This is a genomic window from Chitinolyticbacter meiyuanensis (assembly GCF_008033135.1).
Lineage (GTDB): Bacteria > Pseudomonadota > Gammaproteobacteria > Burkholderiales > Chitinibacteraceae > Chitinolyticbacter > Chitinolyticbacter meiyuanensis.
Genome location: NZ_CP041335.1, coordinates 2,025,695 through 2,050,550 on the forward strand (window position 1 = coordinate 2,025,695; position 24,856 = coordinate 2,050,550).

Annotated in this window: 24 protein-coding genes; 13 read left to right on the forward strand and 11 right to left on the reverse strand. The window is 66.7% G+C overall.

The window, feature by feature from the left end:
• The first annotated feature begins 76 nt into the window (after nucleotides 1-76).
• The 8 genes from FLM21_RS09805 to FLM21_RS09840 all read left to right on the forward strand — a co-directional run bounded on the left by FLM21_RS09805 (nucleotide 77) and on the right by FLM21_RS09840 (nucleotide 10,369).
• Nucleotides 77-1,909, forward strand: a complete 1,833-nt coding sequence (locus FLM21_RS09805; protein ID WP_148715390.1) for an ABCB family ABC transporter ATP-binding protein/permease — start codon at nucleotides 77-79, stop codon at nucleotides 1,907-1,909.
• A 247-nt stretch (nucleotides 1,910-2,156) separates the two neighbouring features.
• Complete coding sequence (locus tag FLM21_RS09810) at nucleotides 2,157-3,488, forward strand: glycosyltransferase family 4 protein (RefSeq protein WP_148715391.1); 1,332 nt, start codon at nucleotides 2,157-2,159, stop codon at nucleotides 3,486-3,488.
• Entirely contained in the window at nucleotides 3,485-4,069 is a 585-nt protein-coding gene (locus tag FLM21_RS09815; protein WP_148715392.1) for a D-glycero-alpha-D-manno-heptose-1,7-bisphosphate 7-phosphatase, read from the forward strand. The genes FLM21_RS09810 and FLM21_RS09815 overlap by 4 nt, the downstream gene beginning before the upstream one ends.
• Nucleotides 4,066-5,226, forward strand: a complete 1,161-nt coding sequence (gene waaF / locus FLM21_RS09820) for a lipopolysaccharide heptosyltransferase II (RefSeq protein WP_148715393.1) — start codon at nucleotides 4,066-4,068, stop codon at nucleotides 5,224-5,226. The genes FLM21_RS09815 and waaF overlap by 4 nt, the downstream gene beginning before the upstream one ends.
• Nucleotides 5,214-6,203 (forward strand): glycosyltransferase, encoded by a 990-nt coding sequence (locus FLM21_RS09825; RefSeq protein WP_148715394.1) that lies wholly within the window; start codon nucleotides 5,214-5,216, stop codon nucleotides 6,201-6,203. Before waaF ends, FLM21_RS09825 begins: the two co-directional genes overlap by 13 nt.
• A gap of 10 nt (nucleotides 6,204-6,213) precedes the next feature.
• Nucleotides 6,214-7,647: a mannose-1-phosphate guanylyltransferase/mannose-6-phosphate isomerase gene (locus tag FLM21_RS09830; RefSeq protein ID WP_148715395.1), complete on the forward strand. Its 1,434-nt coding sequence runs from the start codon at nucleotides 6,214-6,216 to the stop codon at nucleotides 7,645-7,647.
• Complete coding sequence (locus FLM21_RS09835; protein WP_148715396.1) at nucleotides 7,647-9,062, forward strand: phosphohexomutase domain-containing protein; 1,416 nt, start codon at nucleotides 7,647-7,649, stop codon at nucleotides 9,060-9,062. The genes FLM21_RS09830 and FLM21_RS09835 overlap by 1 nt, the downstream gene beginning before the upstream one ends.
• Nucleotides 9,059-10,369 (forward strand): PQQ-dependent sugar dehydrogenase, encoded by a 1,311-nt coding sequence (locus tag FLM21_RS09840; protein ID WP_148715397.1) that lies wholly within the window; start codon nucleotides 9,059-9,061, stop codon nucleotides 10,367-10,369. Before FLM21_RS09835 ends, FLM21_RS09840 begins: the two co-directional genes overlap by 4 nt.
• Before the next feature lie 30 nt (nucleotides 10,370-10,399).
• On the opposite strand, the gene FLM21_RS09845 is transcribed toward FLM21_RS09840, so the two are convergent.
• From FLM21_RS09845 to FLM21_RS09855, 4 genes are all read right to left on the reverse strand, one after another.
• Nucleotides 10,400-10,963 carry a DUF4142 domain-containing protein gene (locus tag FLM21_RS09845; protein WP_148715398.1) on the reverse strand — a complete coding sequence of 188 codons (564 nt, stop codon included), beginning with the start codon at nucleotides 10,961-10,963 and terminating at the stop codon, nucleotides 10,400-10,402.
• A gap of 84 nt (nucleotides 10,964-11,047) precedes the next feature.
• Nucleotides 11,048-11,209, reverse strand: a complete 162-nt coding sequence (locus FLM21_RS20815; protein ID WP_187360173.1) for a hypothetical protein — start codon at nucleotides 11,207-11,209, stop codon at nucleotides 11,048-11,050.
• Nucleotides 11,210-11,261: 52 nt separating this feature from the next.
• Complete coding sequence (locus FLM21_RS09850; RefSeq protein WP_222846812.1) at nucleotides 11,262-12,317, reverse strand: DNA topoisomerase IB; 1,056 nt, start codon at nucleotides 12,315-12,317, stop codon at nucleotides 11,262-11,264.
• Nucleotides 12,283-12,519, reverse strand: coding sequence for a metallothionein (locus FLM21_RS09855; protein ID WP_148715399.1), 237 nt, complete (start codon nucleotides 12,517-12,519; stop codon nucleotides 12,283-12,285). The genes FLM21_RS09850 and FLM21_RS09855 overlap by 35 nt, the downstream gene beginning before the upstream one ends.
• 225 nt (nucleotides 12,520-12,744) lie before the next feature.
• Here FLM21_RS09855 and FLM21_RS09860 point away from each other — a divergent pair, with 225 nt between their 5' ends.
• On the forward strand, nucleotides 12,745-13,137 hold the full coding sequence (locus FLM21_RS09860; RefSeq protein ID WP_148715400.1) for a hypothetical protein: 393 nt from the start codon (nucleotides 12,745-12,747) through the stop codon (nucleotides 13,135-13,137).
• On the opposite strand, the gene FLM21_RS09865 is transcribed toward FLM21_RS09860, so the two are convergent.
• The 6 genes from FLM21_RS09865 to norR all read right to left on the reverse strand — a co-directional run bounded on the left by FLM21_RS09865 (nucleotide 13,128) and on the right by norR (nucleotide 18,860).
• A complete protein-coding gene (locus tag FLM21_RS09865; RefSeq protein ID WP_148715401.1) occupies nucleotides 13,128-13,427 on the reverse strand; it encodes a hypothetical protein in 300 nt (99 codons plus the stop codon). The genes FLM21_RS09860 and FLM21_RS09865 overlap by 10 nt on opposite strands.
• A gap of 30 nt (nucleotides 13,428-13,457) precedes the next feature.
• Complete coding sequence (locus FLM21_RS09870) at nucleotides 13,458-14,252, reverse strand: mechanosensitive ion channel family protein (RefSeq protein WP_148715402.1); 795 nt, start codon at nucleotides 14,250-14,252, stop codon at nucleotides 13,458-13,460.
• Between the two features lie 36 nt (nucleotides 14,253-14,288).
• Complete coding sequence (locus tag FLM21_RS09875) at nucleotides 14,289-14,573, reverse strand: hypothetical protein (RefSeq protein WP_148715403.1); 285 nt, start codon at nucleotides 14,571-14,573, stop codon at nucleotides 14,289-14,291.
• 641 nt (nucleotides 14,574-15,214) lie between these two features.
• Nucleotides 15,215-16,051 carry an S-formylglutathione hydrolase gene (fghA, locus tag FLM21_RS09880; protein WP_148715404.1) on the reverse strand — a complete coding sequence of 279 codons (837 nt, stop codon included), beginning with the start codon at nucleotides 16,049-16,051 and terminating at the stop codon, nucleotides 15,215-15,217.
• 19 nt (nucleotides 16,052-16,070) lie between these two features.
• Nucleotides 16,071-17,180 carry an S-(hydroxymethyl)glutathione dehydrogenase/class III alcohol dehydrogenase gene (locus tag FLM21_RS09885; protein WP_148715405.1) on the reverse strand — a complete coding sequence of 370 codons (1,110 nt, stop codon included), beginning with the start codon at nucleotides 17,178-17,180 and terminating at the stop codon, nucleotides 16,071-16,073.
• A gap of 159 nt (nucleotides 17,181-17,339) precedes the next feature.
• Nucleotides 17,340-18,860: a nitric oxide reductase transcriptional regulator NorR gene (gene norR, locus FLM21_RS09890; RefSeq protein WP_148715406.1), complete on the reverse strand. Its 1,521-nt coding sequence runs from the start codon at nucleotides 18,858-18,860 to the stop codon at nucleotides 17,340-17,342.
• A 145-nt stretch (nucleotides 18,861-19,005) separates the two neighbouring features.
• Between norR and ytfE the strand changes: the two genes are divergently transcribed.
• From ytfE to FLM21_RS09910, 4 genes are all read left to right on the forward strand, one after another.
• Nucleotides 19,006-19,668, forward strand: a complete 663-nt coding sequence (gene ytfE / locus FLM21_RS09895; RefSeq protein ID WP_148715407.1) for an iron-sulfur cluster repair protein YtfE — start codon at nucleotides 19,006-19,008, stop codon at nucleotides 19,666-19,668.
• Nucleotides 19,669-19,695: 27 nt separating this feature from the next.
• Nucleotides 19,696-21,984, forward strand: a complete 2,289-nt coding sequence (locus tag FLM21_RS09900; RefSeq protein WP_148715408.1) for a nitric-oxide reductase large subunit — start codon at nucleotides 19,696-19,698, stop codon at nucleotides 21,982-21,984.
• A gap of 178 nt (nucleotides 21,985-22,162) precedes the next feature.
• Nucleotides 22,163-22,498, forward strand: a complete 336-nt coding sequence (locus FLM21_RS09905) for an ArsR/SmtB family transcription factor (RefSeq protein ID WP_148715409.1) — start codon at nucleotides 22,163-22,165, stop codon at nucleotides 22,496-22,498.
• A gap of 4 nt (nucleotides 22,499-22,502) precedes the next feature.
• Nucleotides 22,503-22,976 (forward strand): SRPBCC family protein, encoded by a 474-nt coding sequence (locus FLM21_RS09910; protein WP_148715410.1) that lies wholly within the window; start codon nucleotides 22,503-22,505, stop codon nucleotides 22,974-22,976.
• Nucleotides 22,977-23,067: 91 nt separating this feature from the next.
• Here FLM21_RS09910 and FLM21_RS09915 read toward each other — a convergent pair whose 3' ends face one another.
• Complete coding sequence (locus tag FLM21_RS09915; protein ID WP_148715411.1) at nucleotides 23,068-24,561, reverse strand: autotransporter outer membrane beta-barrel domain-containing protein; 1,494 nt, start codon at nucleotides 24,559-24,561, stop codon at nucleotides 23,068-23,070.
• Between the last annotated feature and the right edge of the window lie 295 nt (nucleotides 24,562-24,856).

Here is a 24,856-nt window from a genome sequence, read left to right on the forward strand (position 1 = left end):
ACGGCGCTTGCTCGGCCACGGAGCCTTGCTGCGCGGCCGGCCGCCGCGTGTTCCCGTCCCCCAGCGCGAGGTTTCCATGTCCCGAGCCGATCCGCCCCGTCGTCAAAGACCGTCCTCGCGCGCCGTGCTGCGCGAGTTGCTGACCGCCGCGTGGCGCTACCGAGGGCGGGTGATCGGCGCACTGGCGCTGCTGTTGCTGGCCAAGGTGGCGGTGGTGGCGGTGCCGCTGGCGCTCAAGGCCATCATCGATGCGCTGAGCCGGCCGGAGGTGGTGCAGGCAGTGCCGGTGCTGCTGCTGGTCGGCTACGCGCTGCTGCGCTTTTCCGGCACGCTGTTCAACGAGCTGCGCGACCTGGTGTTCTCGCGGGTGACGCAGAACATCGTCTCCGACTACGCACACCGGGTGTTCGTGCACCTGCATGCGCTATCGCCGCGTTTCCATGCCAAGCGTCGTACCGGTGGCCTGCTGCGTGATATCGACCGCGGCACCAATGGCGTCGGCTTCCTGCTGGGTGCCGGGCTGTTCACGCTGGTGCCGACGCTGGTCGAATTCATCATGGTGCTGGCGGTAATCCTGCTGCGCTATCCGGACAGCTTCACCGGCATCATCCTCGCCACCTTCATCGTCTATTCGGTGTTCACCTTCGTCGTCACCAGCCGGCGCACATTGCGGCAACGGCGGGTGAACCGGCTGGACAGCAATGCCAAGGGCCGGCTGGCCGACAGCCTGATCAACTACGACAACGTGAAGTACTTCACCGGTGAAGCGGCCGAGGCCTCGCGGTTGCGCAGCATCCTCGACGACTGGGTCGATGCGATGGTGCGCAACCAGAAATCGCTGTTCGTGCTGCATGTGGGCCAAAGCCTGATCATCGGCGCCGGCGTTGCCTCGGTGATGCTGCTCGCGGGCTTCGACGTGGTGCGCGGCACGCTCACCGTCGGCGATCTGGTGCTGATCAATGCCTACGTGATCCAGGTCTGCCTGCCGCTCAATACGCTGGGCTTCGTCTACCGCGAATCGAAGGATGCGCAGACCAATGCCGAGCAGTTGCTGAAACTGCTGGCCGAGGCGCCGGAGATCACCGATGCGCCGGATGCATTGGCGCTGCAGATCCGCGAGCCCAGCGTGGAATTCCGCAACGTGTCGTTCCGCTACGAGCCGGATCGGCCCATCCTGCACGACGTGAGCTTCCGCATCCCGGCCGGGCACACCGTGGCGGTGGTCGGCGGCAGCGGCTCGGGCAAGTCTACGCTGGCGCGGCTGCTGCTGCGCTTTTACGACGTGGAAAGCGGCAGCATCCTGGTCGATGGCCAGGATATCCGGGCGATCACGCAGGAGAGCCTGCGCAGCGCCATTGGCGTGGTGCCGCAGGATACGGTGCTGTTCAACGACGACATCGCCTACAACATCGGCTACGGCCGGCGCGGTGCCAGTGGCACCCAGATCGTCGCCGCCGCCAACGCCGCCCACATCCACCGTTTCATCCAGGCGCTGCCGTCCGGTTACCACACCGAGGTGGGTGAGCGCGGCGTAAAGCTATCGGGGGGCGAGCGCCAACGCATGGCGATTGCCCGCGCCATCCTGAAGAACCCGCCGATCCTGATCTTCGACGAGGCGACCAGCGCGCTCGATTCGCAGTCGGAGGCGGCGATCGAGGCCGAGCTCGAGCGCATCTCGCGCGATCGCACCGCGCTCGTCATCGCGCACCGCTTGTCCACCATCGCCCATGCGGACGAGATCCTGGTGATGGAGCACGGCCATATCGTCGAGCGCGGCAACCATGCCGAGCTGCTGGCGCGCCACGGCATCTACGCGCAGATGTGGCTGCTGCAGCAGCGCGAGAAGAAGCTCGAAACGGCGGAGGCGCGGCTGGGCGACGCGCTCGCCGGCCAGGCCGACGCGGACTGATGGTCACCAACGCTTTCGAAAAGCGTACACACCGTTGCAATAGTTGCGCGGCAATGCACGCGAGCCCTGTCGGTGGCGAACCGACACCAGCTCGCGGAATGGCATGAAGAAAATCCCTTGTTTATCAGTGGCTTGTTGAACTGCTCTGCGACTGAAGCGGGGCACGGAACAGCGATTGCTCAGACAAGGAAACGTGGGTGCGGCCATGCCCCGGCACCCCGCCTTCAACGCACTAGAGAGAGCCATCATGACGCAACGCATCGCATTGATCAGTGATCACGCCTCACCGCTGGCGGTATTGGGCGGGGTCGACAGCGGCGGCCAGAATGTCTACGTCGCCCATGTCGCCCGCCAGCTCGCCCAGCTGGGGCACCAGGTCGACGTGTTCACCCGTCGCGACCAGGAGACGCTGCCCACCATCGTCGAGTGGTGCTCCGGCGTGCGCGTGATCCATGTGCCGGCCGGGCCGGCCGAGTTCGTGCGCAAGGAAGAGCTGTTGCCGCATATGGCGGACTTCGCGCGCTGGATGATCGGCTTTTGCCGCGAGCACGGTCAGTACGACCTGATCCATGCCAATTTCTTCATGTCGGGCATGGTGGCGATGGGTGTCAAGCAGGCATTGGGTACGCCCTTCGTCATCACCTTCCATGCGCTGGGCCAGGTGAGGCGCCAGCACCAGCAGGAGGCCGACCAGTTCCCGCCCGAGCGGCTCGACATCGAGGAGACGCTGGTGGCCGAGGCCGACGCCATCATCGCCGAATGCCCGCAGGACAAGCTCGACCTGGAAACGCTGTACGGCGCCGATCCGGCCAAGCTCTACATCGTGCCCTGCGGTTTCGACAAGGACGAGTTCTGGCCGGTGTCGCAGAAGTTCGCTCGCCAGACCCTGGGATTTGCCCAGGACGAGCGCATCCTGGTGAACATCGGCCGCCTGGTGCCACGCAAGGGCATCGACAATGCGATCCGTGGCGTAGGGCATCTGAAGCGCGACCATGGCATCGACGCCACGCTGCTGATCGTCGGCGGCAATTCGGATATCCCCGATCCGCAGCTCACGCCGGAGATCGAGCGGTTGACGCGCATCGCCGAGGAGGAGGGGGCCGGGCAGCGTGTGATCTTCACCGGCCGGCGCTCGCGTGAGCTGCTGAAGCTCTACTACGCGGCGGCCGACGCACTGATCACCACGCCGTGGTACGAGCCCTTCGGCATCACGCCGCTCGAAGCCATGGCCTGCGGCACGCCGGTGATCGGCGCCGATGTCGGCGGGCTCAAGCACAGCATCGTCGACGGCAAGACCGGCTTTCTGGTACCGCCCCACAAGCCGCAGGTGCTGGGCCGGCGGCTGGCGCAGTTCTACGCGCATCCCGAGCAGATCCGCCGCATGGGCCGCAGTGCGCTGCGCCGCGTGAACAGCGAGTTCACCTGGGAGAAAGTGGCGCGCGATATCGCCGCCGTCTACTACGTGGTGGCCGACCGCGAAGTGGAGCTGCTGCAAACCGGGCCGTGGTGGGAAGTGGAAGGCACGGCGTTGCAGGACGGCGAGGTCCGCGCCAAGTGGCTGGGGGCGTTGCAGTCATGAGCGTACCCGCCGTGTTCGTCGACAAGGACGGCACGCTGATCGAGGACGTGCCCTACAACGTCGATCCCGAACTGATCTCGTTGACCGACAACGCCGGTCCGGGCCTCGCGCTGCTGCTTGAATGCGGCTATCGGTTGTTCGTGGTGTCGAACCAGGCCGGCGTCGGCCTGGGGTATTTCTCAGCGGCCGCACTGGGGCAGGTGTCGCAGCGCATCCTGCAGCTGGTGACCTGTGAGGGGGCTGGTCTGCACGGCTTCTATTACTGCCCGCACGCACCGGCCGAGGCAGGCTCGCCGGGCTGCAACTGCCGCAAGCCGGCGCCGGGGCTGGTGCTGCAGGCGGCCGAGCAGCACGATATCGATCTCGCCCGTTCCTGGTTCATCGGCGACATCCTCGATGATGTGGAGGCAGGTCATCGCGCCGGCTGTCGCAGCATCCTGCTCGACAACGGCAACGAGACGGAATGGGTGATGTCGCCGCTGCGCAAGCCCGATTTCCTGGCGCGCGATCTGCTCGATGCAGCCAGCCATATCGCGATGCTGCAACTGCTGTCGCATACGCCGCTGGAGCGTGCGCGATGAGCGCCGCCTGGCAGGCCGCACGGCGCGTGCTGTGCGTGCGGCTCGACAACATGGGTGACGTGCTGATGACCACGCCGGCAATCCGCGCGCTGAAGGCGGCGTTGCCAGGCCGGCACATCACGCTGCTGGCTTCGCCCTCGGGCGCGGCGCTGGCGCGGCTGGTGCCGGAGATCGACGATGTGATCGAGTTCGAGGCGCCGTGGATGAAGGGTGGCACTGTCTCGCCAGCCCAGGATGAGCGCGTGCGTGCCGCGATTGCGGCGCGCGGGTTCGACGCGGTGGTGATCTTCACCGTCTACAGCCAGAACCCGCTGCCGGCCGCGTATTTCTGCTACCAGGCCGGTATTCCGCTGCGGCTGGCGCATTGCCGCGAGAATCCCTACCACCTGCTCAGCGACTGGGTGAAGGAAATCGAGCCGGAGGGCGGCACCCGGCACGAGGTACAGCGCCAGCTCGATCTCGTCGACACCGTCGGCTGCCGGCCGGTGGCACGGCGGATGTCGCTGGAAGTACCGGTGGAGGCCGAACGCCGCGTCGAGCGCCTGCTGCTGGCGCAGGGCTACGACGCCGAGCGTTCCTGCGTGGTGGTGCATACCGGCGCCACTGCGCCGTCGCGCCGCTATCCGGGCGATCGTTTCGCTGCGGCGATCGCGCTGCTGGTTGAAGCCGGTTGCCAGGTGGTGCTGACCGGTTCGGCCGGCGAAGTGGCCGAGGTGGAGCAGATCCGGCAACGGGCCGGCGTGCCGACGCTGTCGCTGGCGGGCCAGGTCGATCTGGCGGAGCTCGCGGCGGCGATCAAGCGGGCGGACGTGGTGCTTAGCAACAACAGCGGCCCCGCGCACATGGCGGCGGCGCTCGATACCCCGCTGGTCGATCTTTACGCGCTGACCAATCCGCAGCACACGCCGTGGCTGGTGCGGCATGTGCTGCTCTACCACGATGTGCCGTGCAAGTACTGCTACAACAGCGTGTGCCCGCAGGGCCACCACGACTGCCTGCGTCGGGTGACGCCGCAACAGGTGGCCGACGCCGTGCTGTCGCTGCTGCCGCAGCCTGGCGAGGCGCAGCTCCATCCTGTTGTCTGGTCCCGGCCCGCGGTGCGGGTGGCGGGCGGGGCATCGGTCATCACCATGAGGAGGGCGCCATGCGTCGATTGAAGATCCTGACCTGGCATGTGCATGGCAGCTACCTGTACTACCTGACGCAGGTGCCACACGATTTCTACGTGCTGTCCAAGCCCGAGCGGCCGGCCGGCTATGTCGGCCGCCATGGCCACTTCGCCTGGGGCGACAACGTGCACGACATGCCGGTGGCGGCGCTGGCCGATGCTGAATTCGACTGCGTGCTGTTCCAGCACCATGCGCATTACCTGGAAGACCAGCATCAGTGGCTGACGCCGGCGCAGCGTGCGCTGCCACGCATCTACCTGGAACACGATCCACCGCGCGAATCCCCCACCGACACCCGGCATCCGGTGGATGATCCGGACATGCTGCTGGTCCATGTCACGCCGTTCAACCGGCTGATGTGGGACAACAACCGCACGCCCACCCGGGTGATCGAACACGGTGTGTTGCCACCCGCCAGTGCGCGCTACAGCGGCAAGCTGGATCGCGGGTTGGTCGTGGTCAACAACATGGCCACCCGGGGCCGCCGGCTTGGCGCCGATCTCTACACGGCGCTGCGCGAGCGGGTGCCGCTCGATCTTGTCGGTATGGGCGCGGCGGAGGCGGGCGGACTGGGCGAGGTGCGGCACGACCGGCTGCCGGCCTTTGCCGCGCAGTACCGCTTCTTCTTCAATCCGATTCGCTACACCAGCCTGGGGCTGGCGGTGATCGAGGCGATGATGCTGGGGATGCCCATTGTTGGCCTCGCCACCACCGAGATGGTCACCACCATCGAGAACGGCGTATCCGGTTACCTCGATACCGAGCCCGAGCGGCTTGCAGGCCGCATGCAGGCCTTGCTGGCCGAACCGAAGCTGGCACGGGCGCTGGGCGAAGGGGCTCAGCGCCATGCGCTGGCGCGCTTTGGCATCGATCGGTTCGTGGCCGACTGGTGTGATGCGCTTGGCACCGTTACCGGCACCTCGCGCGTGGTGCCGCAGATGCTGCAGCCCCGCCAGGCCGCCTGAGGAGATTGCGATGGATACCCTGATTCCCGTGGTGTTGTGCGGCGGCAGTGGCACGCGGATGTGGCCGCTGTCGCGCGCCGGCCATCCCAAGCAACTGCTCGCGCTGTCCGGCGAGCGCACGCTGCTGCAGCAGACGGTGGGCCGGCTCGCCGGGCTCGATGTGGCGGCACCCATCGTGGTGACCAATGAGGCGCAGCGCTTCATGGTGTACGAGCAGCTTGCCGCCATCGGCTGCGAGCCGGCGCACATCATTGCGGAGCCTGCCGGGCGCAATACTGCGCCGGCCGCGGCCGCGGCCGCACTGCTGGCGCTGCGTGACCAAGCGGATGCACTGCTGCTGCTGCTGCCGTCCGATCACCTGATCCGCCAGCATGCGCATTTCCAGGCGCTGGTCGAAACCGCGTTGCCGGCTGCGCGCGATGGCCTGCTTGTCACCTTCGGCATCCGGCCCGATTGCGCGCACACCGGCTACGGCTACATCCGTCAGGGCGAGGCGCTGGCCGGCGGCGCGCTGCATCGTGTGGCCGAATTCGTCGAGAAGCCCGACACCGCGCGTGCCGAGGCCTTTGTCGCCGGCGGCCAGCACTACTGGAACAGCGGCATGTTCCTGTTCCGCGCCGATGCCTATCTTGCCGAGCTGCAGCGGCTGCAACCCGACATGCTGGCGGCGGTGACGGCGGCCGTCGAGGCCGGCCACGGCGATCCGCCGTATTTCCTGCTCGGCGCCGAGCGCTTTGCCGAGGCGGCCAATGCATCGATCGACTACGCGGTGATGGAGCACACCGATCGCGCGGCGATGATCGCGGCCGAGGACCTGGGCTGGAGCGACATCGGCAGCTGGTCCGCGCTGGCCGAAGTGTGCGAGCAGGACGAGGCGGGCAACAACCTGGTCGGCGACGTGATCGCCGAGGCAGCGAGCGACTGCTACATCCGGGCCGAGAGCAGCGTGGTGGCGGCCATCGGCGTCGATCACCTGGTGATCGTGCAGACTGCCGATGCAGTGCTGGTGACCACCAAGGACAAGGCGCAGGACGTGAAAAAGGTGGTCGAGCGGCTGAATGCCGACGGCCGGGCCGAATCGCTGTGGCATCGCCGGGTGCATCGGCCCTGGGGCAGCTACGAGGGCATCGATACTGGCGAGCGCTTCCAGGTGAAGCACATCGTGGTGAAGCCCGGTGCCGCGCTGTCGCTGCAGATGCATTTCCACCGTGCCGAGCACTGGATCGTGGTGCGCGGCACGGCGCGCGTGGTGTGCGGTGACGAAGTGCGGCTGCTGACCGAGAACCAGTCCACCTATATCCCGCTCGGCACGGTGCACCGGCTGGAGAACCCTGGCAAGGTGCCGCTGGAGCTGATCGAGGTGCAGTCGGGTGCTTACCTCGGCGAGGACGACATCGTGCGGCTCGACGACCAATATGGCCGCGACCTGCGGGCAGCCGGCTGATGGCGACTACGCTCGATTGCTTCACCGCCTACGACGTGCGCGGCCGGGTGGGCGAATCGCTGACGCCCAAGGTGGCATACCGCATCGGCCGTGCCTGCTGCGAGGTGCTGTCGGCGAGCACCATGGTGGTCGGCGGCGATGCCCGGCTGTCGACGCCGGAGCTCAAGCGCGCGCTGATGCGCGGCCTCAGTGAAGGCGGCTGCGATGTGATCGACCTCGGCCTCACCGGCACCGAGGAAATCTACTTCGCCACTGCCCACCTGGGTGTCGATGGGGGCATCGAGGTCACCGCCAGCCACAACCCCGCCGAATACAACGGCATGAAGATCGTGCGCGAAGGCGCACGGCCGGTGAGCTGCGACAACGGCCTGCTCGATATCGCCCGGCGGGCCGAGCAGGACGAGTTTGTCGAGCCGGTGAAGCGCGGCACGGTGCGCGCGGGCTCGGTGCTCAACGCCTATGTGAACAAGCTGATCGATTTCGTTGATCTGGGCGCGATGCGCTCGCTCAAGCTGGTGGTCAACGCCGGCAATGGCGCTGCCGGCCATGTGATCGACGCGCTGGCGATGCGGCTCGATGGCGTGGGCGTGCCGCTGGAGTTCGTGCGGCTGCAGCACGAGCCGGACGGCCGCTTTCCGCATGGCGTGCCCAATCCCATGCTGCCCGAGCAGCGCGAACGCACCGCGCTCGCCGTACGCCAGCTCGGTGCCGACCTCGGCGTGGCCTGGGATGGCGATTTCGATCGCTGCTTCCTGTTCGACGAGCACGGCACCTTCGTCGAGGGCTATTACCTGGTCGGCCTGCTGGCCGAGACGCTGCTGCGCCGGCAGCCAGGCGGGCGCATCGTGCACGATCCACGGCTGATCTGGAACACGCGCGAGCTGGTCACCCGCGCCGGTGGCATCCCCGTGCAGTGCAAGACCGGCCACGCCTTCATCAAGGCGCGGATGCGCGAGGAAGAAGCGCTGTATGGCGGCGAGATGAGCGGCCATCACTACTTCCGCGATTTCGCCTTTTGCGACAGCGGCATGATTCCCTGGCTGTTGATCGCCGAGCTCATCAGCGTTACCGGCCAGCCACTGTCGCAACTGCTGGCCGAGCGCATCGCCGCCTACCCGGTTTCGGGCGAGATCAACCTGAAGACCGATGCCGGCGCCGCACTGGCGGCGTTGGACGCCGTGGCCGCGCCCTTGGCGCGTGAGATCGATCATACCGACGGCATCAGCCTCGATTTTGGCGACTGGCGCTGCAATGTGCGGCGTTCCAACACCGAGCCGCTGTTGAGACTCAACGTGGAAACGCGTGGCGACCCGGCGCTGCTGCAGCGTGCCACGCGCCAGCTGGTCACGTTGCTGACCGAGCCGGAGACCGCGCGGCGCTTCGACCCGCTGCAGCCGCAAGGAGTGTCCTCATGAAGCTGTCGACGCTATCGCTCTGTGGCACGCTCACGCTGCTGCTGGGTTGTTCGGAGCAGGCCAGCCTGACTGTCGACGAAGGGACCGGCCCGCAGCCGGCACTGCCCGAGCCCGAGCAAGGCCTGTGGCCAACGGTGAAGGTGGCGCCGGCCAAGGGCTGGGCACAGGGCGAGGCACCGATCGCTGCCGAGGGCCTGCATGTGCAGCGCTTTGCTGCCGGGCTCGATCATCCGCGCTGGCTGTATGTGCTGCCCAACGGTGACGTGCTGGTGGCCGAGACCAATGCGCCGGCCCGCCCGCAGGAGGGCAAGGGCATCAAGGGCTGGGTGATGAAGCTGACGATGAAGCGCGCCGGCGCTGCCACGCCCAGCGCCAATCGCATCACGCTGCTGCGCGATACCGATGGCGACGGCGTGGCCGACCTGCGCAGCGCCTTCGTCACCGGTCTCAATTCACCGTTCGGCATGGCGCTGGTCGGCGATACCTTCTACGTGGCGAACACCGATGCCATCGTGCATATGCCGTATGAAACCGGGCAGACCCAGATCGTGTACCGGCCGGTGCCGTTGACCGAGCTGCCGGCCGGGCCACGCAACCACCACTGGACCAAGAACCTGATCGCCTCGCGTGACGGCACGCGGCTGTATGTATCCATCGGTTCCAACAGCAATGCCGCCGAGAACGGCATGGCCGAGGAAACGGGGCGCGCGGCAATCTGGGAGGTGGAGCGCGCCAGCGGTCGCAAGCGCATGTTCGCCAGCGGCCTGCGCAACCCCGTCGGCATGGCCTGGGCGCCGGGCCGCGACGTGCTGTGGACCGTGGTGAACGAGCGCGACGAGCTCGGCAGCGATCTGGTGCCAGACTACCTGACCGCCGTGCGCGCCGGTGATTTCTATGGCTGGCCCTACAGCTACTACGGCCAGCATGTGGACAAGCGTGTCGAACCACCGCGCCCCGACCTGGTTGCCCGTGCCCGCGTGCCGGATTACGCGCTGGGGCCGCATACCGCCTCGCTGGGCCTGGTGGCGGGCGACGGCAACCAGCTGCCCGCCGAATACCGCGAGGGCATGTTCGTCGGCCAGCACGGTTCGTGGAACCGCAAGCCGCTCAGTGGCTACCGGGTGATCTTCGTGCCGTTCCGCGATGGCCGCCCCGCCGGCCAGCCACGCGATGTGCTGACCGGCTTCGTGGCCGCCGACGGCGGGGCTCATGGCCGTCCGGTGGGGGTGGCCATCGATGGCCGGGGCGCCTTGCTGGTTGCCGACGATGTCGGCAACGCGATCTGGCGGGTCAGCGCCGCGCAATGAGCACTGCGGCCGGCTGGCCGCAGCGACAGCTCAGTGGTCCTTGGCGTGCTTGCCCTGCAGCAGCGCCTCGATGTGCTTCAAGTGGCCTTCGATGGTGGGCAGCGTAGCGGCGGCATACCTGCGCAGATCCTCGTCGCCCCCCGATTTGGCTTGCTTGCGATAGAGCGCGATCGATTTCTGATGGCCTTCCTTTTGCTGCTTCAGATAGGCCTCGTCGAATGCCTTGCCGGATTTGCCCTGCAATTCCGCGATCTTCTTGCGGCTTTGCGCGGTCGGCTCGCTTGGCAGGCTCAGGTTCTTCAGCGCGGCCACCGTATTGAGGCGCTCGTTGGCCTTGGTGTGATCGTCGATCAGCATGTTGGCCAGCTGCTTCACGCCGTCGGCTTCGGCCTGCTTCAACGCAAGCCGTGCCGCCTCGATCTCGGCGAGGCCGGAAGCACCGGCCTGGTCGATGAAGTCCTTGTCGGCGCTGCGCACGCCGGAAGGATCGACCCGCGCCGCGGGCGTGGACGTGATCGCGGTGGCCGGCGCGGCGTGCGTCGGCAGCTGCAAGGCTGCTGCCAAAACCAGGAATCGCATTACGGGATGGCTCATGAACGTGCTCCCAGGGCGGAAGGCGAAAAAAGTGGGCCGTCGGGCCGGCCCACTCGTGATTGGCTCAAGGCCGATCAGCAGACCTTAGGAATTACGGTCCTGCTTCTGCTGGCTGGTGCCTTGCCGGCTGCTTTGGCTGCTGCTGCCGGTATTGGCATTGCGCTTGGAGCTGTCTTGCTGCTGGTTGCCTGCATTGCGGCTTTGCTGTTTGTCCTGCTGCTGATTGCCTTGACGTTGGTTAGCCATGATGGGCTCCTGTTCAGGTAGGAAAAGACAACTGGTTGCCCAGCCGTACCCATCATTGGGCAAGTACCGTGCCGGCTTCCGCGACGTCGAGGAAATGCAGCAGTCGCACCTCGTCGGCGCTCAGCCGGCGCCGCGCGCGCTGGCGCGATGCAGGATCGAGTGCGCCGTCGAGAAAGGCCGTCTCGATGGCGGGATGGATGTAACTCTTGCGGCACACCGCAGCGGTATTGCCCAGTTGCGCCGCCACGGCGCGCACGATCTCGGCAAAGGCGCGCTTGCGCGCCGTGGCGCTTTCCACCGTATGCATGCGTTGCCGACACAGCGCCAGTGCCATCACGCTGGCGGCCCAGGTGCGGCAATCCTTGGCGGTGAATTCGCCAGCGTGACGATGCAGGTAGTCGTTCACATCCTGCGAGGTGACGGCATGGCGCACGCCGTCTTCGTCCAGGTACTGGAACAGCGTCTGCCCCGGCAGGGCCTGGCAGCGGCGCACGATGCGCGCCAGTTGCGGGTGCCTCAGCCGCACCCGGCGGCGCACGCCGCTCTTGCCGTTGAAATCGAAGTACAGCTCACCGCCGCTGATGTCGACATGCCGGTTGCGCAGCGTGGTGAGGCCATAACTGCGGTTGTCGCGGGTGTAGCGGGTGTTGCCGACGCGGATCAGCGTTGCATCCAGCAGCGCCACCACGGTGGCGAGCACCTTGTCGGCACCCAGGCCCGGACGGGCGAGATCAGCTTCCAGCTGGCGCCGTAGCGCGGACAGCGCGTGGCCGAATTCGGCGAGCCGGCCGTACTTGTGCTGGCTGCGTGCCGCAATCCAGTCCGGGTGGTAGCGATACTGCTTGCGCCCGCGCGCGTCGCGTCCGGTGGCCTGCAGGTGGCCGCAGGGATCGGCACAGATCCACACATCCTGGTAGGCCGGCGGGATGGCCAGGCTGGCGATGCGGGCGAGCGTGGTGGCGTCGCGCACCCGCGTGCCGGTGTCGTCCGCATAGACGAAGCCCTTGCCCTGGCGCCGGCGGTACAGGCCGGGGGCATCGTCGCGTACATAGTGCAGCGCCGGCGCGCCGTGCTCAGCCTTGTGGCTGGGCGTCGAGCGCGGCTTCAAAGCCTTCAGCGCAGCGATCGCAACAGAACAGGCCGAAGCGCGTGCTCACGCCATGGCCGAGGATACGGCTGCCGCAATGCCCGCACGGCCGCGCCACGGTGAAGATGGCGCGTTCGAAGCTGTCGAACACATGGGTCTTGCCGCCGATGGTCAGCGTGAACGTCCACTCGCTCTCGCTGCCGCAATGCTCGCACTTTTCCATGCTGTGTCCTTTTCGGCCTGGCCCTAACGGGCGATGGACGACATTGCGCAAGTGCCATGCCAGCCGCGCACGGCGCACGACCGCTCGCTTGTCTGGGTGGGTAAGCGTGTAGTTTTTTCAACGCGGGGCACATCTTGCAGGGCCGTGCGCTGTGCCGCAGCCGGGCATGCCGCTTGCAAGCGGATGGCGTCGGCCGCTCGTGGCGGCCCAGATCGGAGTAAGACCATGTACACCCCAAGCAACCTCGGCGTCCTGGTGGCTCAGCGCCAGCTCGACGAAGGCTGGCAGATGCAGGATGGCGCCCCGTTGCAGCCCGAAGCGATCCCCACCGAAGTCCACCCCATGGGTGGTGAACCCATACCCACCCAGCCGGGCCAGTCCGGTCCGCCCATCGAAGAGCCGAGCCAGACGCCGCCGCACCAGCCCGACATGCCGCCGACCAGCCCGTCCCCCGTGCCCCAGCGTGATCCGGGCCCGGACGTGCGGCCCACGCCGCAAGACCCGAACAACAAGCCCGAGCCCAAGCATGATCCACCGATCCCGGCCGAGCCGCCGGAACCGGAAGAACCGCACGATCCGCAGCCGCTCGATCCGCCGAAGGACGTGCCTTACTTCTGACCGGACTGATCCGCCGGCGCCGGCTGGCCTGCCGCCTCGCTGGACGGCTGCAGGCCGGGCGTATCCGCGCGGTGCTGGCGGCGCGCCTTGGTGAGCCACTGGCGATAGCGATCCAGCCCGAAGAAATGACGCACGTAATCCTGATTGTCCTGCCGTAGCGAGGCCGAGAGCGGCACATTGTTGTCCGCCTGGCCCGCTGCCGGTTCGGTGCCGTCCTCGCCGGCCTCTGCAATGGCCTCGCGCGGCGGTGCCGGGCCGTATTCATCCTTGTGGCTCTGCTGGTGTTTCATGGCGTTCTCCTCGCTAGACGATGATGTCGTTCAGCTGGCACTGGGCGCCAGCGCGGCCTCGATGCCCGGCCGCAGCCGCTGCAGCAGCGCCGCCCGTACCTCCGGGTAGTGGGCGGTGCTGGTCCAGGCGGTGACGGCGAGCTTGGCGCCGCCGTCGGTGTAGTCGGAAATGCTGACCTGCGGCGCGGGCTCGGACAGCACCTGCGGCTGCGCGGTGACGATGTCACGTGCCAGTGCCAGGCCGCGTTCGATCTGCGCCGTGGTGATGTTGAAGCTGATCTCGATGCGCCGGCTGGCATTGCTGCTGTAGTTGGTGACCGCGTTGGACCAGAGCTGGCTGTTGGGTACGAACAGCGCACTGCCGTCCTGTTTGACAAGACGGGTGGTGAACAGCCCCACTTCCGAGATGGTGCCGGCCACCACGCCGGTGCCCTCGATGTAGTCGCCGACGCGGAACGGGCGCAACAGCAGCAGCATCAAGCCGGCCGCGATGTTCTGCAGCGTGCCCTGCAGGGCAAGGCCGATGGCAAGGCCGGCGGCACCGAGCGCGGCCACGATGCTGGTGGTCTGCACCCCCAACTTGCCGAGCACCATCACCGCGGTGAGGATGCGCACCGCCCACATCAGCGCGGCGCCGATCAGCGGTGCCGCAGTGGCCTCGCCGCCGGCGCGCACGATCAACTGCTCGACCCAGCGGGCCAGCCGACCGGCCAGCCACCAGCCGACCATGAAGATCAGCAGGGCGGTGGCGACATCGACGCCGTAGTTGGCGATACGTTGAAACAGCGTGTCGAAGAAACGTTCAGCGCGGTCGAACTGGACCATCGGGACTCCTATGGATGGAAAGGTAGGGAAGGAAAATCAGAGGCCACGCTCTTCGTCGTGGCGATCGGGGGCGGTGGCGGGATCGACGCCGTGTGGGATGTAGCCCTTGTCACCGGGCAACGGCACGCCTTCGTTCTCCAGCTGCCGTGCCCGATCCGGTGTTGCCAGTGGTGCATCACGCAGCTGCGCTTCGTTGTGGGTATCGCGCCGCTCGATGTGTTCTATCTGTTGATCGAGTGGTGCATTCGGTTCCCGCAGCGCGGGATCGAAATCCGGATCATTGGCATCGACTACGCGTTCCTCATCCTTTGGCCTGGCCATCGCTGTGCTCCTGCAGGCCGGCGGGCTGCCGGCGACACCGTTCGCTGAGCACATAGCGTGCCGGCTGGCAGGTGGGCGAATGCCGACAGCCGAAACCGCGCCCAGCCGACAGCGGCTGCGGTTGGCGGCAGGCTACGCTGGCTTCGTCATCGACGAGAGGAGGGCTGCACATGGGCAAGTACCTGATCGCCTGGCTGCTGGGCGTACCGGCTTCGATACTGCTGCTGGTCTGGCTGTTCTTCTGAAGGAGGCTGCGGGGAGGGCGATGTCCGGTTCGCGCCGTATGCGCCTTTGCCTGCAGCGTTTCCATGGCTTCAACCGTAACGGGTGACCTGCATTGGTCGCCCGTTTGGCTTTGCCGGGAAATGCGGTTTCCGTCTTCGGCCAACTTGGTAATCCGCACACTCGCCGCCGCGCCTGGCGGCTTTAGATTGTGCATGCGGCGCAGCGCCGCAAACCGCCTGTCTCTTCTCGCCCGGCTCTGACCGGGCTTTTTTTTGCCGTGCCTGTTGATGCGGTAGTTTTCACACTCATGATGTACCGCGACGGGCCTAGAGTGAGTTCCGTGGCACCCCCCTGCCACGTTTGTGATGTCTCCAGCCCTCGTCCCTGCGGTCGAGGGCTTCTTTTTTTTTCCAGATTCAGGCAGGCGCGTGCAGCGCCGTCGCGTGATGGGCCAGGTGCTCGCCGATCAAGCTCGCGATGAAGTAGTAACTGTGGTCGTATCCCGCGTGGCGGCGCAGTTGCAGCGGGTGACCGGCCTTTTCGCAGGCGGATTGCAGCCGTTGCGGTTGCAATTGCGTGTCGAGGAATTCATCTGCCTCGCCTTGATCGATGAGCAGCGGCAGGCGCTCGGCGGCCGCTGGGATAAGGGCAACGGTGTCGTAGGCGTGCCAGCTCGCGGTGTCGTCGCCCAGGTAGGCCGCAAATGCCTTCTGGCCCCAAGACACCTGGCTGGGGGAGACGATGGGCGAGAACGCCGAGACGCTGCGATAGCGCCCCGGATTGCGCAGCGCAATCACCAGCGCGCCATGCCCGCCCATCGAGTGCCCGCTGATGCCGCGTGCGGCGCTGACCGGGAAATGTGCTTCGATCAGCGCCGGCAGCTCATGCACCACGTAGTCGTACATCCGGTAGTGCGTGGCCCATGGCGCTTGCGTGGCGTTGATGTAGAAACCCGCCCCCTGGCCCAGATCGTAGCCTGGGTCGTTGGGCACGTTGTCGCCGCGCGGGCTGGTATCCGGCGCGACGATGGCGATGCCGTGTTCGGCGGCATAACGCTGCGCACCGGCCTTGGTGATGAAGTTCTGCTCGGTGCAAGTGAGGCCGGACAGCCAATACAGCACCGGCACTGGGCCGCTCTCGGACTGCGGCGGCAGGTAGATGGCAAAGCGGGCAGGGCCGCCCAGCACGTTCGATTCGTGCTGCCAGACTTGCTGGCTGCCGCCAAAACACTGGTGCTGTTCCAGTTGTTGCATGCGGTTTCCCCGGTCGAAATCAGAAGTGGATCACGGTGCGGATGGATTTGCCTTCGTGCATCAGGTCGAAGGCGTCATTGATCGCGTCCAGGCCCATGGTGTGGGTGACGAAGGGGGCCAGCTGGATATCGCCCTTCATGGCGTCCTCCACCATGCCTGGCAATTGCGAGCGGCCCTTTACCCCGCCGAAGGCGGTACCCAGCCAGCGGCGTCCGGTGACCAGCTGAAACGGCCGGGTGCTGATTTCCTGGCCGGCACCCGCCACGCCGATGATCACGCTCTGACCCCAGCCGCGGTGCGCGCATTCCAGTGCTGCACGCATCACATTGACGTTGCCGATGCATTCGAACGAGTGATCGACCCCCCAGCCGGTCATTTCCACGATCACTTGCTGGATCGGCTTGTCGTGGTCCTGCGGGTTGACGCAGTCGGTGGCGCCGAACTGCCTGGCCAGTTCGAACTTCGCGGGGTTGGTATCGATGGCGATGATGCGCCCGGCTTGGGCTTGCTTGGCGCCCTGGACCACGGCCAAACCGATCCCGCCCAGGCCGAACACTGCAACGCTGTCGCCCGCCTGTACCTTGGCCGTGTTGTGCACGGCACCAATGCCGGTGGTGACGCCGCAGCCGAGCAGGCAGACGTGCTCCGGGTTGGCATCCGGATTGATCTTGGCGAGGGATACCTCGGCCACGACCGTGTATTCGCTGAACGTCGAGCAACCCATGTAGTGGTAGACCGGCTGGCCGTTGTAGCTGAAGCGCGTGGTGCCGTCCGGCATCAGGCCCTTGCCCTGGGTGGCGCGCACGGCCACGCACAGGTTGGTCTTGCCGGATGTGCAGAACTCGCATTCGCGGCATTCTGCCGTGTAGAGCGGAATCACATGGTCGCCCGGTGCCACGCTGGTAACGCCTTCGCCGACCTCGATCACGATGCCGGCGCCCTCATGGCCCAGCACTGCCGGGAAGATGCCTTCGGGGTCATCGCCGGACAGCGTGAACGCGTCGGTGTGGCAGACGCCGGTATGGGTGATCTTCAGCAGCACTTCGCCCTTCTGCGGGGGCGCGACGTCGATCTCGACGATTTCCAGCGGCTTGCCCGGACCGAAGGCGACGGCTGCGCGTGATTTCATGGTGATGTGCTCCTGTCTGCGAAGGATGTGTTGGTGTGGGGGAATCTTAAACGGATCGCGAGCGCGCTGCGCGCAGTCCGGCCGGGGTTGCTACTACGATTGTGTTCGCGCGCTGCATGATCCGGACATGGTGGGCGGAGCGTATTGCAGGGGCATGGCTCAGCCTTTCAGCCCCAGCCGTCGTGCCAGTTTGTGCAGGTTGCTGGCGTCCAGTTCCAGCGTGCGCGCCGCCGCAGCCCAGTTGCCCTGCGCCTGGTCCAGCGTCGCCTGCAGCAGGCTGCGCTCGAAATCCTCCACTGCCGCTCGCCAGCTGCGCCCAGCGACAACGGGGGCCGGCGTGGCCGCGGCATCCGGCGTGGTCGAGGGCAGGGGAGCCAGATCCAGCGTGCTTGCATCGAGCGCTGCCAGCTCGTGCCGGCTGGCGCCGCGCCCCAACAGGCGGATCGCGGCGCGGCTGATCACGTGTTCCAGCTCGCGCACATTGCCGGGCCAGGCATAGCCCAGCAGCGCCAGCTCGGCATCCGGGCTCAGCCGCAGGCTGCGCAGGCCCAACCGCGCACGGTTGATCTCGAGAAAGCGCCCGGCCAGCAGCAGCACGTCGTTGCCGCGCTCGCGCAGCGGCGGCACCGGCACCGGGTAGACCGAGAGCCGGTGATAGAGGTCGGCGCGAAAGCGGCCCTCCCGCACCGCTTGCTGCAGGTTGCGGTTGGTCGCGGACACGATGCGTACATCCACCCGGCGCGGTCTATCCTCGCCCAGACGCTGGATCTCGCCGTTCTGCAGCGTGCGCAGCAGCTTGGCCTGCAGCGTCAGCGGCAGCTCGCCCACCTCGTCGAGGAACAGCGTGCCGCCGTGCGCCGCTTCGATGCGGCCGGCACGCTCGGCGTGGGCGCCGGAGAAAGCCCCCTTGGCGTGGCCGAATAGCTCGTCCTCGGCCAGGGCCTCGGGCAGCGCGGCGCAGTTGACGTGCACCAGCGGCTTGCCATGCCGTGGCGAGGCCTGATGTACACGGTGCGCCAGCAGTTCCTTGCCCGAGCCGGTTTCGCCCAGCAGCAGCACCGGCAGATCGGAGACGGCGGCAATGTCGAGCTCGTGCAGCATGGCCAGCCACTGCGGATGGCGGCCGACCAGCTCGTGCTGGCCGCCGAGCCGCTCGCCAGCCGGGGTGCCGGCGCTCTGGCGCAGCGCCCGCACCGACTGCTCCAGCTGGCCGGTGCGCGCCGCCGCCGCCGCCAGCAGTGCGTAATGCGGCAGCGTGACGATGTCCGAGGCGGCGAAGCTGCAGCCGTCGAAGGCATCCAGTGTCAGTGCGCCCCACACCGCACCTTCCACATCGATGCGCACGCCCATGCAGTCGTGCACCGGCAGCGCCACGCCGGGCAGGTGGGCCAGAAGCCCGTCGTAGGGATCGGGCAGGGGGCTACCCGGCTCGAAGCGGATCGGCTCGCGCTGGGCAAGGATGGCGGCGAGGCGCGGGTGCTGCGACACGACGAAGCGACGCCCCAGCACTTCCTCACCGAGGCCTTCCACTGCCAGCGGGTAGAGCGCGTCGCCATCCAGCCGCAGCAGGCCGATCGCCTGGCAGCCGAACTGTGCGCGGATACCGGCGAGCAGCCGTTGCAGCCGCACTGGCTGCGGCAGGTCGACACCCAAGTCGGCAAGCAGTCCGATTTCGATCATGGTGTTTTATACCCTTTTTGGGTTGTATTTACCCTGATTGGATTGGGTTATTTTAACCATGTCCAAGCTACAGGGCGCAATTTTATTGGGATTTAGCAGTGGCATGGCTGTTGCATTGAATGACGCATCATTCAAGGAGACCAGCATGAACCTGCTCGAACGCCCCATAGGCCAGATCGCGTGTGACATTCCCGGCGCCACGGCGCTGTTCCATCGCAACAAGCTTGATTTCTGCTGCGGCGGCGGCAAATCGCTGCGCGAGGCTGCCGAGCGCCGCCGGCTCGATCCGGAGGCATTGGCCGACGCGCTGCAGCAGCTTGCCGACAGCAATCAGGGTGGCACTGATTGGCGCGAGGTGTCGCGTGAGCGGCTGATTGACCACATCCTGCAGCGCTTTCACGAGCGCCATCGCGAGCAGCTGCCCGAGCTAATCCGGCTGGCGCGGCGCGTGGAGCAGGTGCACGGCGATCGCGCCGACTGCCCGCTGGGCTTGGCGGACTTCTTCACCAGCATGCTGCAGGAGCTGGAAAGCCACATGCAAAAGGAGGAACAGATCCTGTTCCCCATGCTGCGCCAGGTCGGGCCGGGGCAGGTACCGGGGCCGATCTCGATGATGCGCTTCGAGCATGACCAGCACGGCGAGGCCTTGCAGGAGCTGGAGCGGCTGACCCACGACTTCACGCCCCCTGCCGATGGCTGCAACACCTGGCGCGCGCTCTACGCCGGCGCTGCGCAGCTCAAGCAGGATCTGATGCAGCACATCCACCTGGAAAACAACGTGCTGTTCGTTGCCAACGCGCAGGCCTGACCGCCACCCCACCGACGAGGCCATACCATGGGTCCCTACCGCAAACACTGGTTCATCCTGATCGCCGTCGTGGCCGTGATGTTCGGCCTGCTTGGTTACTTCGGTCGCGAGGTATACCGCCACGCACCACCCATCCCGCAACAGGTGCAGACTGCCGCTGGTGCCGTGCTGTTCACCGCCGACGATATCCTCGACGGCCAGACCGCCTGGCAATCGGTCGGTGGCATGCAGTTGGGCTCGATCTGGGGGCACGGCGCCTATCAGGCACCGGACTGGACTGCCGACTGGCTGCACCGCGAGCTCGTCGCCTGGCTGGAACTGGCGGCGCAGCAGGAATACCGCCAGCCGTACGCCGCGCTCAATGTGTCGCAGCAGGCCGGGCTGCGCGCCGCGTTGCAGCAGGAGTATCGCGGCAACCGTACCGATGCCGCCGGCAAACTCGTGGTGTCGCCAAGGCGCGCGGCGGCGATGCAGCAGACTGCCGCCTACTACGATCAACTGTTCTCGGATGCCCCGGCATTGCAGCGTAGCCGCCAAAGCTTCGCGATGAAGGAGAACACGCTGCCAAGCGCGGAGCGCCGCGTGGCGTTGAGCCGCTTCTTCTTCTGGACTGCCTGGGCGGCCGCCACCGAGCGGCCGGGCCGTGAGGTGACCTACACCAACAACTGGCCGCACGAGCCCCTGATCGGCAACCAGCCCAGCGCCGAGAACGTGGTGTGGTCCATCGTCAGCGTGGTGGTGCTGCTCGCCGGTATCGGCTTCCTGGTGTGGGGCTGGGCCTTCCTGCGCCGGCACGATGAAGCGGAGGAAGCTGCGCCGCGTACCGATCCGCTCGCCGCCGTGCCGCTCACGCCGTCGCAACGCGCGCTCGGCAAATACCTGTTGCTGGTGGTGGCGCTGTTCGTGTTCCAGGTGTTGCTCGGCGGCTTCACCGCGCACTACACGGTGGAAGGCCAGCAGTTCTACGGGATCGACGTGTCGCAGTGGTTCCCGTACTCGCTCACCCGCACTTGGCATATCCAGAGCGCGCTGTTCTGGATCGCCACCGGTTTTCTCGCCGCCGGCCTGTTCCTGGTGCCGCTGATCAACGGCGGGCGCGATCCCAAATACCAGAAGCTGGGCGTCGATGTGCTGTTCTGGGCGCTGGTGCTGGTGGTGGTCGGTTCGTTCATCGGCAATTACCTCGCCATCCGCCAGGTGATGCCGGCCAACCTCAACTTCTGGCTGGGCCACCAGGGCTACGAATACGTCGACCTGGGCCGGCTGTGGCAGATCGCCAAGTTCATCGGCCTGTTGCTGTGGCTGGGCCTGATGCTGCGCGGTATCGTGCCGGCCCTGCGCCAACCGGGCGGCGACAAGAACCTGCTGGCGCTGTTGACCGCGTCGGTGGTGGCGATCGGCCTGTTCTACGGCGCCGGTTTCTTCTACGGCGAACGCACCAGCCTGTCGATCATGGAGTACTGGCGCTGGTGGATCGTCCACCTGTGGGTGGAAGGCTTCTTCGAGGTGTTCGCCACCACGGCGCTGGCTTTCATCTTCGCCACCATGGGCCTGGTGTCGCGGCCGATGGCCACGGCGGCTAGCCTGGCGTCGGCGTCGCTGTTTATGCTGGGCGGCATTCCCGGCACCTTCCACCACCTGTATTTCGCCGGCACCACCACGCCGGTGATGGCGGTGGGCGCCAGCTTTAGCGCGCTGGAAGTGGTGCCGCTGATCGTGCTCGGCCACGAGGCCTGGGAGAACTGGCGCCTCAAGCACCGCGCGCCGTGGATGGCGCAACTGCGCTGGCCGCTGATGTGCTTCGTCGCGGTGGCGTTCTGGAACATGCTGGGCGCCGGCGTATTCGGCTTCATGATCAACCCGCCGATCTCGCTCTACTACGTGCAGGGGCTGAACACCACGCCGGTGCACGCCCACGCCGCGCTGTTCGGGGTATATGGCTTCCTGGCGCTGGGCTTCACCCTGCTGGTGCTGCGCTACGTGCGCCCCGGCTTCGCGCTCGACAACCGCTGGATGGCGACGGCGTTCTGGTCGCTCAACGCCGGCCTGGTGCTGATGATCGCGACCAGCCTGTTGCCGATCGGCATCATCCAGTTCATCGCCAGCGTGCGCGAAGGGCTGTGGTATGCCCGCAGCGAAGCGTTTCTGCAGCAGCCGCTGTTGCAGACGCTGCGTTGGCTGCGCACCGGTGGCGACATCGTGTTCATCGGTGGCGCGGTGCTGTTCGCGGCTCAGGTGGTCCGTGCACTGTGGAGCTCGCCCGCGCCGACGGCGCTGGAGGGCGCGTTGCAGCCGGTGGCATCGCAGACCGTTTGATTGACGGCGAATCGAGGGGCATGTCTCCCCGCCGGCCAAGGCCGACACTCCAATCCGGGGTGTCGGCCTTTTTAATGTTCCGCAACGGGATGAGCGCGCTTGGCTGGCGGCGGCCGCAGGGCCCTGCATCGGCGAATCGCTGTTGAGTTCTGGTTGGGCACAGCATATAGTTAGCCATATGGATAACTATTGTGCTCCGGTCAGCGTGGTGTTCCACGCGCTGGCCGATCCGACCCGTTGCGCGATCATTGCTGCGCTGGGGGCCGGTGCGCAGACCGTTTCACGCCTGGCCGAACCGTTTGGCATGGCCCTGCCTTCCTTCATGAAGCATCTCACGGTGCTGGAGCGCAGCGGCCTGATCCGGACGCACAAGCTGGGACGCACCCGCACCTGCGAGCTGGTGCCGGAAAGGTTGTCGCAGGCCGAGCAATGGATTGCCGAGCAGCGCGCCATGTGGGAAGCCCGATCGGACCGCATGGTCGAATTCGTCGAACGCCTCCATCAACAGGAGTAGACCCATGTCACAACACACCTCATCCCGCGATCTGGTCATTTCCCGACTGCTGCGTGCACCGCGTGCCACCTTGTGGCGGGCATGGACCGAGCCCGAACTGCTCAAGCAGTGGTGGTGCCCCAAGCCCTGGACCACCGAGGTGCGTGCGTTCGACCTGCGCCCCGGCGGCGCCTTTCATACCTTCATGCAGGGGCCGGATGGCGGCACCAGCGACAACCCCGGCAGTTTCCTCGAGGTGGTGCCGCAGCAGCGGCTGGTGTTTACCTCGATGCTGACCGCGGACTGGCGCCCGAACACGCCGTGGCTGGGTTTTACCGCCATCATCACCATGGCCGACGAAGGCGATGGTTGCCGCTACACGGCCACGGTGATGCATCCGGACGAGGCGACCTGCCAGCGCCACGAGGAGCTCGGTTTCTTCGATGGCTGGAACACGGCGATCACCCAGCTCGACGAATTTGCGGTGGTGTTGCGCTGAGGAGAGCGCCTGGCACGGGCCATGTCACGCCATGGATGGGAAGGCGAGCGCCGCAGCGCGCGGCCTTTGCGCCAACGATGCCAATTCGGCGCTAGAAGCGCTTGCGCGCCGTCAGTGTGCCCCGGCCGCTTTGCTCGTCGCCGGCGATGTAGTCGTAGCGCAGGCCGAACGCCATGTCGGCGGGGAGCGCCCAGTCGAAGCCCAGGCCGTACGAGGTCTGCGTGCCGCGATTGGGGTCGTAGGCGATGCGGTAGGTGGGGCTGTTGGCAAGGTCGGCATAGCGCAGCAGCGCGTCATCCCGCTGTTGGCGCCAGTACTGGTATTCCATGGTGAAGAACGGCGTGAGCGTACCCATCCCCCAAGACAGCGGGCCATCGATGTAAACGCCCATGCTGCCACTGCGCTTGTCGAGGTCCTGTTCCGCGATATCGAGCGCACCGATGGCTTCGGCCCCCTCGCTGTAGCGATCAAGCTGGGTGCGTACCAGCTCCAGCCGGCCATAGGGGCTGATGCGCAGCCCATCCAGGTGGTAGTCGTAGCCGATGGCCAGCGAACCGAAAGCCTGCCCGCCCTGGCGCTGCGATTGCGCCAGCTCGCCATCCTCGTCGCGCAGCCGGCGCGGATCGAAGCGCATGTCGCCATAGCCCAGTATCGCATCGAGGTAGAGCGATTGCCACGGCCGCAGGCTGCCGTAAAGCGTGGCCGAGGCGTATTGCGCCCGCTCGGTACTACCGAACCCGACCTCGTTGCTGCCGTAGCCATAGCCCAGGCCGATGCCGGCGGTGAGGAAGCGGTTGATCAGGTAGTCACTGCCCACGGTGAGCCCGCCGGTGCTGACGTCGACGCGGTTGTCCTGGGTATCGACGTACAGCGTGCCGGTGCTCCACAGGGTGGCGCCTGGCAACTGGTCCGCCAAGCCTTCCAGCGCGCGCTGCTCGCGTAGCGGCACCGTACTGCCGTTGACGCGCAGCTTGAGCTGCCCGGTGTTGCGCGTGGTTTCCGGGCGATGCAGCCGTGGCAGGCGCGGGCCGACATTGCCGAGCTGGGTGCTGGCAAAGCGCTGTGCCAGCCGGCTTTGCGCGGAGATCAGCGCGGGCGCGTCGGAGTCCAGCGCCGGATCGCGTCGCGTATCGACGTCGATCTCCAGTTCCACCATCGACACCGCCCCGGCTGCATCACGCATTGCACAGGTCACCACGGCGACACCGGCGAAGCCACGGGTGGCGGCAAAAGCGAGCGCAAAGTGACGAGGTTGCGGAGCCGCGTTGACGGCCTGGTCCGGCTGGCGCGCGCTGAGCGTGGCCATGCCGGCTTCGGCCGGCTGCACATCGACAATGGTGGCATCGACGAAGGGCGCCTCGGCGCTGCCCCGAGGCAGCAGCACGGAGGTCGTGCTGTCGGCCGACAGCGACAAGGCCTTGATATAGCGGGGTTGGGCGCTGTCCGCACCGTGTGCCGGCAGCAGCGGGATGGCCAGCAGCAGCGGCAGCACGCATTGCTGCAGCACATTGCCCTGGCGGGTGAACAGGGTGCGCCAGATACGCAACTGGCCTGGGCGCACGCGGGAAACCAGCTTGGGTGGCACGGCGGCTCCTCGCGGCCCGGTTCCCTGGGGAACGGCAACCCGATCGGCGACGCTGCCGCCAACTCGATCGGGCTGCGGCGCTTGCCTAGGCAGGGATCCAAGGCCGCAGAAAACAAAACGCAGAGGAAGACCTCCAGCCTAGCGACTCATTCCTGGCAACAGTTACATGGACAGCGCGCAATCGATGAACGGCTGTGACGGCAGGGCAGCCCACGCCGCCTATTGCCGGAGTTCCCGGCGGTGTAGTGCGCTCGGTTCAGCCACGTATCTTGCCGATGGATGACGCTACGGCATT

Excerpts from the sequence above, each read along its gene's own strand:
- FLM21_RS09805 (WP_148715390.1), top strand. The coding sequence starts at position 77 with ATGTCCCGAGCCGATCCGCCCCGTCGTCAAAGACCGTCCTCGCGCGCC.
- FLM21_RS09810 (WP_148715391.1), top strand. The coding sequence starts at position 2,157 with ATGACGCAACGCATCGCATTGATCAGTGATCACGCCTCACCGCTGGCG.
- FLM21_RS09815 (WP_148715392.1), top strand. The coding sequence starts at position 3,485 with ATGAGCGTACCCGCCGTGTTCGTCGACAAGGACGGCACGCTGATCGAG.
- waaF (WP_148715393.1), top strand. The coding sequence starts at position 4,066 with ATGAGCGCCGCCTGGCAGGCCGCACGGCGCGTGCTGTGCGTGCGGCTC.
- FLM21_RS09825 (WP_148715394.1), top strand. The coding sequence starts at position 5,214 with ATGCGTCGATTGAAGATCCTGACCTGGCATGTGCATGGCAGCTACCTG.
- FLM21_RS09830 (WP_148715395.1), top strand. The coding sequence starts at position 6,214 with ATGGATACCCTGATTCCCGTGGTGTTGTGCGGCGGCAGTGGCACGCGG.
- FLM21_RS09835 (WP_148715396.1), top strand. The coding sequence starts at position 7,647 with ATGGCGACTACGCTCGATTGCTTCACCGCCTACGACGTGCGCGGCCGG.
- FLM21_RS09840 (WP_148715397.1), top strand. The coding sequence starts at position 9,059 with ATGAAGCTGTCGACGCTATCGCTCTGTGGCACGCTCACGCTGCTGCTG.
- FLM21_RS09845 (WP_148715398.1), bottom strand. The coding sequence starts at position 10,963 with ATGAGCCATCCCGTAATGCGATTCCTGGTTTTGGCAGCAGCCTTGCAG.
- FLM21_RS20815 (WP_187360173.1), bottom strand. The coding sequence starts at position 11,209 with ATGGCTAACCAACGTCAAGGCAATCAGCAGCAGGACAAACAGCAAAGC.
- FLM21_RS09855 (WP_148715399.1), bottom strand. The coding sequence starts at position 12,519 with ATGGAAAAGTGCGAGCATTGCGGCAGCGAGAGCGAGTGGACGTTCACG.
- FLM21_RS09860 (WP_148715400.1), top strand. The coding sequence starts at position 12,745 with ATGTACACCCCAAGCAACCTCGGCGTCCTGGTGGCTCAGCGCCAGCTC.
- FLM21_RS09865 (WP_148715401.1), bottom strand. The coding sequence starts at position 13,427 with ATGAAACACCAGCAGAGCCACAAGGATGAATACGGCCCGGCACCGCCG.
- FLM21_RS09870 (WP_148715402.1), bottom strand. The coding sequence starts at position 14,252 with ATGGTCCAGTTCGACCGCGCTGAACGTTTCTTCGACACGCTGTTTCAA.
- FLM21_RS09875 (WP_148715403.1), bottom strand. The coding sequence starts at position 14,573 with ATGGCCAGGCCAAAGGATGAGGAACGCGTAGTCGATGCCAATGATCCG.
- fghA (WP_148715404.1), bottom strand. The coding sequence starts at position 16,051 with ATGCAACAACTGGAACAGCACCAGTGTTTTGGCGGCAGCCAGCAAGTC.
- FLM21_RS09885 (WP_148715405.1), bottom strand. The coding sequence starts at position 17,180 with ATGAAATCACGCGCAGCCGTCGCCTTCGGTCCGGGCAAGCCGCTGGAA.
- norR (WP_148715406.1), bottom strand. The coding sequence starts at position 18,860 with ATGATCGAAATCGGACTGCTTGCCGACTTGGGTGTCGACCTGCCGCAG.
- ytfE (WP_148715407.1), top strand. The coding sequence starts at position 19,006 with ATGAACCTGCTCGAACGCCCCATAGGCCAGATCGCGTGTGACATTCCC.
- FLM21_RS09900 (WP_148715408.1), top strand. The coding sequence starts at position 19,696 with ATGGGTCCCTACCGCAAACACTGGTTCATCCTGATCGCCGTCGTGGCC.
- FLM21_RS09905 (WP_148715409.1), top strand. The coding sequence starts at position 22,163 with ATGGATAACTATTGTGCTCCGGTCAGCGTGGTGTTCCACGCGCTGGCC.
- FLM21_RS09910 (WP_148715410.1), top strand. The coding sequence starts at position 22,503 with ATGTCACAACACACCTCATCCCGCGATCTGGTCATTTCCCGACTGCTG.